The 11989-nt window shown below is 39.1% G+C and carries 11 protein-coding genes and 3 pseudogenes; 6 read left to right on the top strand and 8 right to left on the bottom strand.

The features are described 5' to 3' along the window. The 4 genes and pseudogenes from ASV53_RS18750 to ASV53_RS26235 form a co-directional block, all read right to left on the bottom strand. On the bottom strand, positions 1 to 428 hold a 428-nt coding region (locus tag ASV53_RS18750), incomplete at its 3' end, for a hypothetical protein (RefSeq protein ID WP_141226275.1). A gap of 527 nt (positions 429 to 955) precedes the next feature. Beyond that, the gene (locus ASV53_RS18745; protein ID WP_094958213.1) at positions 956 to 1354 is read right to left on the bottom strand and encodes a hypothetical protein; all 399 of its coding nucleotides are present in this window, start codon (positions 1352 to 1354) and stop codon (positions 956 to 958) included. A gap of 209 nt (positions 1355 to 1563) precedes the next feature. After that, positions 1564 to 2115, bottom strand: coding sequence for a class IV adenylate cyclase (gene cyaB / locus ASV53_RS18740; RefSeq protein ID WP_094958212.1), 552 nt, complete (start codon positions 2113 to 2115; stop codon positions 1564 to 1566). 226 nt (positions 2116 to 2341) lie between these two features. After that, positions 2342 to 2506, bottom strand: a pseudogene (locus ASV53_RS26235) (transposase); the annotation flags it as partial. Positions 2507 to 2741: 235 nt separating this feature from the next. Between ASV53_RS26235 and ASV53_RS18730 the strand changes: the two are divergent. The 4 genes and pseudogenes from ASV53_RS18730 to ASV53_RS18715 form a co-directional block, all read left to right on the top strand. Further along, positions 2742 to 3120: pseudogene (locus ASV53_RS18730) on the top strand (IS110 family transposase); the annotation flags it as partial. 496 nt (positions 3121 to 3616) lie between these two features. Then, positions 3617 to 4112: pseudogene (locus tag ASV53_RS18725) on the top strand (IS110 family transposase); the annotation flags it as partial. Positions 4113 to 4855: 743 nt separating this feature from the next. Then, entirely contained in the window at positions 4856 to 5104 is a 249-nt protein-coding gene (locus ASV53_RS18720; RefSeq protein WP_094958210.1) for a type II toxin-antitoxin system Phd/YefM family antitoxin, read from the top strand. Beyond that, the gene (locus ASV53_RS18715; protein WP_011221261.1) at positions 5094 to 5384 is read left to right on the top strand and encodes a type II toxin-antitoxin system RelE family toxin; all 291 of its coding nucleotides are present in this window, start codon (positions 5094 to 5096) and stop codon (positions 5382 to 5384) included. Before ASV53_RS18720 ends, ASV53_RS18715 begins: the two co-directional genes overlap by 11 nt. A gap of 105 nt (positions 5385 to 5489) precedes the next feature. Here ASV53_RS18715 and ASV53_RS18710 read toward each other — a convergent pair whose 3' ends face one another. From ASV53_RS18710 to ASV53_RS18700, 3 genes are all read right to left on the bottom strand, one after another. Further along, positions 5490 to 6125, bottom strand: coding sequence for an AbiV family abortive infection protein (locus ASV53_RS18710; RefSeq protein WP_094958209.1), 636 nt, complete (start codon positions 6123 to 6125; stop codon positions 5490 to 5492). Positions 6126 to 6239: 114 nt separating this feature from the next. Then, complete coding sequence (locus tag ASV53_RS18705) at positions 6240 to 6890, bottom strand: hypothetical protein (protein ID WP_094958208.1); 651 nt, start codon at positions 6888 to 6890, stop codon at positions 6240 to 6242. A gap of 122 nt (positions 6891 to 7012) precedes the next feature. Further along, complete coding sequence (locus ASV53_RS18700; RefSeq protein ID WP_094958207.1) at positions 7013 to 8137, bottom strand: HNH endonuclease; 1125 nt, start codon at positions 8135 to 8137, stop codon at positions 7013 to 7015. A 1019-nt stretch (positions 8138 to 9156) separates the two neighbouring features. Here ASV53_RS18700 and ASV53_RS18695 point away from each other — a divergent pair. Further along, positions 9157 to 9636, top strand: a complete 480-nt coding sequence (locus ASV53_RS18695; RefSeq protein WP_094958206.1) for a cell division inhibitor SulA — start codon at positions 9157 to 9159, stop codon at positions 9634 to 9636. Positions 9637 to 9827: 191 nt separating this feature from the next. Further along, positions 9828 to 11234 carry a basic amino acid/polyamine antiporter gene (locus tag ASV53_RS18690; protein WP_094958214.1) on the top strand — a complete coding sequence of 469 codons (1407 nt, stop codon included), beginning with the start codon at positions 9828 to 9830 and terminating at the stop codon, positions 11232 to 11234. Positions 11235 to 11347: 113 nt separating this feature from the next. On the opposite strand, the gene ASV53_RS18685 is transcribed toward ASV53_RS18690, so the two are convergent. Beyond that, on the bottom strand, positions 11348 to 11749 hold the full coding sequence (locus ASV53_RS18685) for a hypothetical protein (protein WP_062691051.1): 402 nt from the start codon (positions 11747 to 11749) through the stop codon (positions 11348 to 11350). Between the last annotated feature and the right edge of the window lie 240 nt (positions 11750 to 11989).

Raw genomic sequence — 11989 nt, 5'->3', positions numbered from 1 at the left:
TAAACAGTAGATTCACTTTCCCAGCTACCACCATCAATACTCTTTGGTATTATATTTACAGCATAAGCTTCATAGCTTTCATCCGTTGATATTTTTCCATCTACATCAAATTTTGAACCCATTGTGATAGTTTTGGTGGATGATAAACATTGAGAATCAGAAGTAGCATAAACTTCCACTTTACTTGTTGATGATAAATCTGACTTTACAGTCATTAACATTGAATTATAAGCAAGTATCTTATTCGCATCCAGCGGGTCATAAATAGGAAAACATGACTTTTCCCATGTTCCTACCACTTCACTTGAAAACTGTTTTTTTACTGCATTTGATTCATCACTTGCAGATTCACTCGAACTATCGCTGCCACAGCCAACAATTAAAGACGAAAAACCTAACGCACAAACTAACAACATTTTATTATTCATGAACTATTCCAATTAAGTATTACAAAGGTGATGAATGCACAACTCTATTTATTTAGTCAAAATAAAAAATCACAAGACATTGATATCACTAACAAATGAAAGCAGAATAATGCAGTCCAGCCGCAAATGCAACGCAGTGCAATTGCAACCACTTACCTATATGTTATTACTATGATTTAGAACACATTTATAGGACTAGTTAGCTACACATAACGCCTGTAATTTACGAATCCCTACAAAATAACGTTGTAGTTCAATCGGTAGACACGCAACTTACCTTCCGAGCTAATGAATTCACCATAAACATAAAAAATTGAAAGCAAGATGAATTTTCGCTTATTTTTCTAATGCGCTGGAAGTTATGCATCCTAATTATAATGGCAAGGAACAATTATCGTGCGTAAATTATGTGGGGATCCGCCAGCGCCAGAAGGCTCTTATGTGTTATGCGCTTTTCTACGGTTAATTTGATATAGCCTTTGTCATTATCTATTGATGAATAACAAAGGCATTTAATCAATGATAGATTATGCGTTCTTATTCTGACGTATAAAAACCCAAGCAAAAAACAGCATAAATATAAAATCATTTAGGCCGTAGATACTATAGAAAAAGCCTGCAAATAAATCCTGTTCATAAACAGAGCTAATATCATTACCTAAAAACCAAACTAGCCAAGCAATAACATATACAAGCTTCTCAAGCGCAAAAGCCGCCGCTAACCACTTAATATTTGAGTTAACAAAAGAAGCGCCTAAATATGCAAGCCCCCAAACAAGGATCATAAGTAGGCCAAAATTAGACATTACAACCGGATCGAACTCATTGATTACCGAGTTAGTAAAAAATCGAGAGAAAGTTAGCACACCACCAATATTCATTAATGCTGCGGCGATAAAACCAAACCTTAGTACTTTACTATTCATTACTCAGTTCCTATTGTAATTTTATATTATTCAATGCAAATTTAGCATAAAGACTAATTGTAGCCGTCAAATACTCAACAAAGAGGAGCATTACGCCCAATTAAGGAGCGATAATGCTACAACATCCAAGCTAGGCCACTGCGCCCTTAACACCACATTCGAACCGAAGTGAAATAGCCACGTGTTGGGAGTCACTCTCAAATTTTTTATTATAACGTAAGACTTTCTGAATAAAGAACTCTATATGACTTATGTTCTAGCTCATTGGATGTCAAACCGAACTGACTGGCTAAATGAATGAGTTCTGACTGATAGCTTTCAAGTAAGCTTTCATCATTTGTCATAATTGCAAATTCAGCAAAGTCACCCAGCCCATCAAGGTTATCAACTGTTATATGAAATTTACCTACGAAATAAATACTACGCGTCTTCTTCATTGATAACACAAGATTATAACCCATTGTGTTTAACATACTCTTCGCTTTATTTGCATCAGTAATATTGGTTGCTTCACAACGGTCGGCTTCTGGTCCTTTTACGATCCAAAGCTTAATTCCAGAGGGTTCCATTTCGCGAATACAAAGGCTTTTATTATTAACGAGAAGGTGTTGCTCTGGTGTATCAAAGTACCAATCAGATTCTAGGTTATCTTGAAGCATAACTTCATGTTTCATCGAGTTTAACGTCTCTAAGAACTGAGATTTAGACGCTAATCGATATTTTAACTCAACTTCAAATTTACCTTCAAAATGTTCTGACATCGTAATTACTACTTTAAATATAATATGGTCTTGAGACTAGCATGATCACTTCTTGAGTTCAGTTAACCAAGTTCAATTACAGAATCAACGCCCAATTAAGGTGGTTGCAAGTTTCTTCACGGAGTGAAGCTTGCTACAACGCTTTATGAATCCGAACCTTTCCGCCTTTGTTCCGCTTGATAGCGTTGCCACTTTTTTAAGATGTCATTTTCTTCTTCAAGCTCAGCTATTCGCTGTCTAAGGCTTTCAAGTTCATCATTCTGTTTAGCTTTTTTGGCTTAGCCAAATCCTTGCTCTTCACCATTTGTATCACCTCATCCTTATATGCATTTCTCCATTTAGAAAGCATGAATGGATGAATATCTAAAGCCTCAGCCACCGATTTAACGGTTCGGTGAGTCTCGAAGCCCCACTACACACCGCTTTCAACTTAAATTCTAGTGAATATTGCGGTGTTTTATTACCCGTTTTATACGCAGGCATAGCAACCTCCTAATTGACTTTGCATGTCCACTAAAACGGGTGAAGTCCAGCATTGCCTTGATACTTATTGAGCCTTCTCCGACAACATGCCCCAAAGGAGTATGCTGGAAGGCGACTAAACCAAAAAAACGGAGAAGACTCATATGCAATTTTATACGAAGAACCACCCTTATTACTGCGGGATAGATCTCCATGCCCGCTCTTTATATGTATGCATTGTTGGTATTGGGTAGCCGACTGGTGCGAAGACAATGCGGTCGACTTTATTCTCGGACATGCTTTGTACATGAAAGCGATTCACGGCGGTAAAGCTAAAACCGACAAAATTGATTCCTTTAAAATTGCCAAACTACTTCGTGGTGGTACATTCCCTGTCGCCTATCATTACCCTAAATCAATGCGTGCTAACGTGACTTATTACGTCGCCGAATGAAAATTATCCGTCATGGCGCAATGCTCAAAGCACACGTCAGTAACACTTTGAGTCAATATAACTTACCCGCCCATGGAACCAATCTTCGCTATAGTCAGATTTGAAAGTGCCACGATAAATGGTCTATCTACTAGTCAATTGTATCTAGGAATGTGCTTTCAAGACGGTGATTGTGGTTTCCCACAGAATCAATATTTAGCATACCATTGGCTAAATCTAGCACTAAAGAATGGTGAGGAGTCAGCCAAACTATTTCTAAGTAAAACAACAGCCGTTAAGACGAGCAGCAGTAAACTAAAAAAAGAAACACATACAGTATCGTGTAAAATTGACAACACCAATTGTTAATCAAGATTCTACGTTCCGCTAACACAGCGGAACACATAACATCGGCCATAATACGCCAGCAACGCATTACTATTATGTTGATAGACCACCGAAAACACCGAAGCAAAATCATACCTAGAATGCCGAGCGTTGGTGGTGTCACCTTGATGCATTTGACACTTATTGAGCCTTCTCCGACAACATGCCCCAAAGGAGTATGCAGGAAGGCGACTAAACCAAAAAACGGAGAAGACTCATATGCAATTTTATACGAAGAACCACCCTTATTACTGCGGGATAGATCTCCATGCCCGCTCTTTATATGTCTGCATCATCAACCATGATGGTGAAATATGTATCCATCAAGAGATTAAAGCCTCGCCCGAACATTTAATGAGAATTCTTGAGCCCTATATCGGAAATATTATTGTCGGCGTTGAATGTATGCATTGTTGGTATTGGGTAGCCGACTGGTGCGAAGACAATGCGGTCGACTTTATTCTCGGACATGCTTTGTACATGAAAGCGATTCACGGCGGTAAAGCTAAAAACGACAAAATTGATTCTTTTAAAATTGCTAAACTACTTCGTGGTGGTACATTCCCTGTCGCCTCATTACCCTAAATCAATGCGTGCTACACGTGACTTATTACGTCGCCGAATGAAAATCATCCGTCATGGCGCAATGCTCAAAGCACACGTCAGTAACACTTTGAGTCAATATAACTTACCCGCCCATGGAACCAATCTTCGCTATTGTCAGATTTGAATAGTGCCAGATGTGGGTTAACCGATAACTGTCTAGCGACCCTGTTTCACCGCAATGGAATGCAACTAAACAGGCAGAGTTGAGACTGCGTAAGAGATCCTCAATATGTGTTTGCCGCAAGCGTGACTTGAAGGCCATTCTGACTAACGAAGAGGACGCGCTTGTTAATCGACTTTTAGTCGACCGCTAACGCGGTCGATAGGAGCCACTTTGCCGCTTGAGGCCGAAGGCTCATATGTGTTACATGTAGAACACGTTAATAAATTACTTTCGTGAAGTATGATTTCAAGTTCAAACTTGAATGTCGCTTGTCTTTTGATGATCCAGTATTATTAGTCGAAGGTTGACCAAAATACATTTTTTCACTGTCGATATATAATAGTGAATAGATGTGGGTTAACCGATAAATGTCTAGCGACCCTGTTTCACCGCAATGGAATGCAACTAAACAGGCAGCAGTTGAGACTGCGTAAGAGATCCTCAATATGTGTTTGCCGCAAGCGTGACTTGAAGGCCATTCTGACTAACGAAGAGGACGCGCTTGTTAATCGACTTTTAGTCGACCGCTAACGCGGTCGATAGGATCCACTTTGCCGCTTGACGCCCGAAGGCTCATATGTGTTAAACCTACCATTTCGTATAAGTACAAACAGTCATTTTACTAATAGCAAAACTCAACACCACAATCTATAATGACCTAATAGAAGACCTATTAAGAGACCTTTAAGATGACCACACGTATCCTTGCTGATGTTGCAGCTAGCATTACAGAGCTTAAAGCTAACCCAATGAAAGTCGTATCAAGTGCTTATGGTGAACCTGTTGCTGTATTGAATAGAAATGAACCTGCATTCTATTGTGTACCAGCTGAAGCCTACGAACTACTTATGGATCGTTTAGAAGATCTTGAGCTGCTTGCGATTGCAAAAGAACGTCAAGATGAGCCAAGCATCACGGTAGATATCAATGAGCTATAAGTTAGACTTCAAGAAATCAGCCCTAAAAGAGTGGAAAAAACTTGGTGCTACACTTCGTGAACAGTTTAAAAAGAAGCTGATTGAGCGATTGGAAAACCCACATGTACCGGCTTCAAAACTGTCTGGAGCCGATAATATGTATAAAATCAAACTACGACAATCTGGTTACCGCTTAGTTTATGAAGTAAACGATGGTGTCATCACTGTTACCGTTCTTGCTGTTGGGAAACGTGAACGAAGCGAAGTATACAAGAATGCCATGCGCAGAACTGATTCGTAGGTTTAACGCCGAACATAAGGTGCGCCACGATAAACCTACCAAGCACGCCGAACTCCATACCAAAACCGCCGAGTGTAAAGCGTCACCTTGATGTTTTTGTTAAATTCACTTTTTAGACGTATTCCGGACAGTTGCTGAGAATTGCTCTAGTATTGCTTTGTACTCAGAATCTGTCATTGAATCCACTTTAGAAATATCTGGCAATTTCTTGGGATCCATTTTGGATATTTTCCCAACCTTGCTTTGAAAGTTAACTTCTTCTGTAAGAGCAAAACGAGCTAACTCCAAATTACGTTGAGCCCTTGCCTGATCTATTACATTATTTGGGCACAAAATGTTGCCATCCGTGGACACACCGACATATAAAGAGTTGTTTTTGTAGTCATTACGCAAGTCTGAAGAAGCCTTTACTGACTGCATTGCATCATTGTAAACCTGCTCATTTCCACCAATAAAACACAATGCTGCATTGTTTACGGTTTCTTGTTTCAATTTGGATTTGTGATCTCTGAGACGTTTCATAGTTTGTTTCCAATTAACATCGATCCCAGCAATCAATCTACGACCTGCGCCATATAGGATTTGGCATTTTGCTAATTCTTCTCTCGCTATATGAGACAGAGTATAAGAGCGTGCGTATGCCTTTTTCTTAAAAAGTAGCTCTGATTCTCGAATAAGTCCTCTTGCGTTAGTTACTAACGCTATCATGTACTCATCAATTTGATTGATATTCAGCGACATTTGCTGCCTCCGTGAATTTAACGCTTGCAATAAGGTGTGCCCCACTGAACCAGCAAAGCGCACCGAACTCCGCACCAAAACCGCCGAGTGTAACGCATCACCTTGATTGCCTTGTTATAACAAATTGCCAAGCCAAGTGATCATTTTAGAGAGATAGAAAAGAGACGATGAAAGAGCATTAACAATTAGTTTAAGTGTATTCTTAAGGCCAAATACTGATTCCCAAACAGTGATTATTGTCAGTGCCAATATGTAATTATTAGTACGAGATTGTAGTAACTCCATGCGTTTTTGAACATAAATCTCACACATCCACTTATTATTGTCATCATCACTATCGTGGTATTTACTTACTACACCGGTCTTTTCATCTATCTGGTAAGTTGTAAAAGTTGCATTTTCTTCAGTCGGCTCTAATTCTAGATATGCCCATAACATACCATCCAGATATAAAGTTGACTCTTCAATTGGGATCGATATTTCTTCTGATGGGTTTAAAGAGCGAACAAGAATTTCATCCTTTGCCATGTAATGAAAGAATTTGTCGTTAAGGTCTTGAACCCCTGCATCAATTATTTTTGCTTGTGGACTAGGCTTACTATCTATGTTTTTTATTTTTACTCCCCAAGAAAAAGGTTCGCCCTGAACTATATGCTGATGCTTCAAAAAACGCTTTGACCTATTTTTAAAATAGTATGTTACGAGTAACTTATGTTTGCTAGATTCCTCATCATGCGAATCTATGATATCAACAACTTCGTTCAAGTATATCTCCTTTTGTTATAACGCCAGCCATAATGTGTGCCCCACCGAACTAGCAAAGCACACTAAACTCCATACCAAAAATGCCGAGTAAAATGCATCACATTGATGGCCTTGTTATACATTTACTCAGATTTTTTTACTGTTTTTGAAGTAATCTTACTTACTGAGTCAATTAAATTAGCAGCATTCTCTAAAATCTTCGGATCAAAAGAATCTGAATTATGTTTGGAAAAAGCTGAGTTGCTAGTTATGTTCCAATGCTCAAATGCTTCTTTAACTTGGTTCCAATCAGCATCTGCACCATATGATTCAAGATAAAACTTACCAAAATTAATAGCATGGCGACGTTCGCTATTCTTCAAAGATTCATGCATATATGATTGACTGAATGTAAATGCGTACTTTGACAAAGCAATAAACAAACCAACAATAATTACACCTTTAAACGAAACTAATAACAAAAAACTCCAGTTAACATTATCTTTTGATTCAAGAATATTAAAGCCTTCAATTCCAAAGTAGACTAAAATAGCAATACCTAAGGAAATTGAAAAAGCGCCAAATAATGACCATCGTTTTGAAGTCAAATGATATTGAGCCTCTTTAGCTTCCAGTGACTCAAGAGCAGCATTTACATAATCACTTGATTTTTCTTCTATTTGTCTTCGACTTTCCTCTCGATATCTTTCTTTTTCCTTTTCAAGTTCTTGAACAGCTAATTCTAATGATTTCTTTTCTTCCGAAAGTAATGTTCTGAGTCTCTCTGACTCCTCATTTTCACGTTTTAATTGAGCAGCATTTTCGGCAAGATACTTTTCTTGTTGACTGAAATGGCTTTTACGGCTTTCCATTTCTTTTGTCAACAGACGCTCTCTTTCATATTGTTCTTCTTGAAGTTGTTGCCTGTATTTCTCAAGCTGAACTTTCTGATGAGCTAGCTCATTTCTATATTGTTCCTCACGCTCAAAAGCCTCTTTTTCACGAGAATTAAGCTCTTTTTGTCTACTTTCTAACTGTTCAATTAATATCTTTGTTCGATAAGAGTTATTTTTGCCAATACTCCTGTTCATCTCTTTTGTTACGAGAATAAGATTATCAAGTTCAGTTACTCCTCCTTCAGAAACTGGCTTAATATGCTCTATATCTAAGTCGTCAACACTGCTAACCTTTTTACCTGTTAACGCACATTTAAGACCATCTCTCTGAGCTAGCCTATCTTTTAAATTTATTATGTCGTTATTTTTCATTTTACTCTTATATTTAAACTAAATGTATAACATTTTCTTCTACGAATTGAATTCGTATATCCCCACCAAATCCGCAGATATACGCGCAAGATATACGATCTGTGTTCGTATATATCTCTCCAAAGATCACCCAAGCCGCATACAACAACTTCAATAATGAAGAGCATTAAATACGCTACCGCCCTCGGGTACGCCCCCGCATGCGTAGTAACAAAATGCAGGCGATATAATACCAACTGATTGGATATGTAATTTGACGAAAGTCTAATTAACTAGGCATTTACTACCGACTTATAAGACAAAAAGAGCTAAATGCGCAATTTTTAAGCGTTATCTGGCATGGCAGATGTTCACCACATTGAAATCTATCGGCTATGTAAGGCTAAGCAGGAAGGCAAATCGCGCACTTAACTCATGTTCTGCATCGCGGGATCTAATTTGATTAGGTTCTAACCACCAGCAATGACAAACCCTCACGTAATACCGGCCAATATTCACTTTATACAGTTCTCTTTGCTGGCGTGTGTAATTCAAGCTCCTAGACTCTCACTTTTCAGGTTTCCACTACCTAAATTAGACAAGCTGATTTTCATCAAAATGCCCATTACGTAATAAAACGATTAAAAACAATAGGATAATAAGAAAATCAGAATCTCATTTAGCTATACAGAATCCCAAATGAGGCTGGAACTGACACTGGAACTGACACTGGAACTGACAACTGTATGAACTACTGTATGAACTACTGTATGAACTACTGTATGAACTACTGTGTACAGTGTGAGATATGTCAGAAAAACACCACACTCTTTTTTGCTTTCTTTTAATTACAACCTGAACACTACCAGAAAATAATTCTTTATAAACAGAAACTTAAAAACAAAAAGCATCATTAAACACATACCTAATCTCTTTGAATACTCTTCCATATTCAAAATTATCAGTTGCCAAATGTCTAATTTCACAATACTGTATATACATACAGCATGTATAGATAACCACTAGTAAGGATGATGACAATGGCTGAACTATTTGAATCACAACACTCTGTTTCTGCTTCACAAGCGTACAAATCAACGTACTCATCTTTACAAGGTTCATCTGTTTCTATTGCTCCGTCTGTTAGCTGCCCGATTGAAGTTAGCTTCACAGACGAACACCAAACTCAGCTTGCTTACTTCCTACGCTTACTTAAGCAAGCCAATCAAGAAAACCGCTGGATCATGTTTATAGGCCACGACGCTTTGCTCGATAAAAAGCTACTAACCAGCGCGGGAATTGATTTAAACAAAGTACTAGTGCTTCATAAAACCAAAGGAAAATCATTATCAAGCTTGATGGAAAGAGCATTAAAGAGTGGTAATTGTAGCGCGGTGATCACAACAGGTAATATTGAGGCATTTCAAACAGCAGCGATTCGTCAAGCGGCACAGAATGGTAAATCTTTAGCCTTTGTGATTAATAAGGAGCAAGCTAAACAGTGCATTACGTTTCATTAAGCACAAATATGTCATATCGACACTATCATCAATTTAACTGATGACTTAGTTGATAATTGATCCAAGGCAATGAACAGTCTAATTTACTTAGATATGAGCACTCTAGGTCACAAAATTAGTGCAAACACACGAATAAGCAAAATAAGATCCTTTATTATCTCCCTCACGAAGAATTTATAGTGGGTGCAATTTTGGATAACAAACTCGGGTTAGGCTCTATGACAGCGCTTGTGATCGGCTCAATGATCGGCGCTGGAGTCTTTAGCCTTCCACAGAATATGGCAGCTGTTGCCAGCCCTGCCGCAGTAATCATAGGTTGGATGATCACCGGCATCGGGATGATTTTCCTTGCCCTCTCTTTCCAATACCTTTCTCAAATGAAGCCACACATCGAAAGCGGCGTCTTCGGTTATGCGCAAGCTGGATTTGGTGATTTCATCGGATTTTGTTCTGCATGGGGTTACTGGCTAAGTGCCATGCTGGCAAACGTCTCTTATTTAGTGATCGTTTTTAGTACGCTAGGTATGTTTTTCGACACACCAGAACTGGTGCTCTTCGGCGAAGGGAATACTTGGCTTGCTATTGCGGGTTCCTCCGTTTTACTTTGGGCTGTACATCACCTTGTATTACGTGGCGTTCAAACAGCGGCCATCATCAACCTGATCACGACCGTGGCTAAACTGGTGCCTCTGATAATCTTTATTATTGCCACCTTTATTGCCTTCAAATGGGATACTTTTGTATTCGACTTTACGGGTTTACATTTTGGTGAACAGCATGATTTGCTGTCACAAGTAAAAGGCACCATGCTAATTACTGTGTGGGTATTTATCGGGATTGAAGGGGCTGTGGTGGTTTCAAGCCGTGCTCGCCACCGTAAAGATATTGGCCGAGCGACTATTCTTGGCCTACTTACTGCCCTTTCCATCTATGTATTCGTGACATTGCTTTCAATGGGCGTGATCAGTACAGAAGCCCTTGCGCAATTACAGAACCCTTCAATGGCGAAAGTGTTAACGCATGTTCTTGGCCCTTGGGGCGGTGTGCTTATTGGGGTTGGTTTATTGGTTTCAGTATGTGGTGCATTCTTAAGTTGGACGGTATTAGCGTCTGAAGCACCATACCTAGCCGCTAAATCAAATATGTTCCCGCGTGTTTACACCGAACAAAATGCCGCTGGTAGCCCAGTGAAATCCCTGAAACTCACTAATATTTGTGTGCAGCTTTCACTTTTCTTTGTGGTATTTGCAGGTGGTACTTATGACACTTTGCTAGCGATTGCTTCTGAAATGATCCTAGTGCCTTACTTCCTTGTGGGTGCCTATACTCTGCGCGTAGCTATCGAGCAGAAAAACCGAGGCAAACTTCTTATTGTCGGTATTTGCGCGACGCTTTACGGTTTATGGCTACTCTATGCATCGGGTCTTAATTACTTATTGCTGTCTGCATTGCTTTACCTTCCGGGACTGTACTTTTATGTCAAGGCGAAGCGAGAGCAAGGTGTATCCGCCTTTTTAGGAAAAGAGAAAGCGGCTGCGGGTCTGTTAACGGTAGCGGCAACCTTAGCTGTAGGCATGCTATGGCACGGAATGCTATAACATCGTCAGTGTTATACAGTAAGGTGTAGACTGAGAAAAACACCACATAAAAAAGCCAGCGAATTCGCTGGCTTTTTTATATCGTTCTATCAACGTTTTAATGCGTTACAAAGCTAATGAATGCAAATACCCAGCACTTCTCCGTTATCATCTTCAAACGTAATATCACAGTCTGTTTTGTCTGTGATCATTTCGAGTTGATCGTAATCGAGGGCGTACGGCATGGTTATTTGCAAGCACATGATTCCTTCTGTGCGGGCAAGCCTTAGTAGCCGTATTACGTTATTTGCATCACTAACGCTTGTAGACAACACTTTCAACGCTTGTAACTGCAACTTCTCAGAATCTGATAATCCGCTTGGGGCTGATGATTTCCAAGATACTTCAAAAGCTGGGATCATCGATTTGAGTGCATCCATGAACGTTAAATGGTGTTGCTGGCAAGACGCTGAAAGAAAAGATGTGTAGTCGAATACCACCTTTTCGCTATCTACGATTTCGCTATATGCTTTCATATCTATCCTTAATACGAAACATGGTGCGTTACGCTCCTTCACGAAACAGAGTGTATGCCCAATGAAATCTTTTGCCTTTAATATTTAATATACGTTTAAGTTGCCTCTAGGGTATTTCAAAATCATGAAAATTTGCGTTTGATCTTGCTTTTAGATTATTTAAATCATTAATTAAATATACTTAGAACAACTGGTTAACAAGTGAGGTACGAGATACAAACAATATTATCTCATTATGAT

Source organism: Photobacterium sanguinicancri (assembly GCF_002265265.1).
In the GTDB taxonomy this organism is placed as follows: domain Bacteria; phylum Pseudomonadota; class Gammaproteobacteria; order Enterobacterales; family Vibrionaceae; genus Photobacterium; species Photobacterium sanguinicancri.
This window is presented reverse-complemented; position numbering and strand designations above follow the sequence as displayed.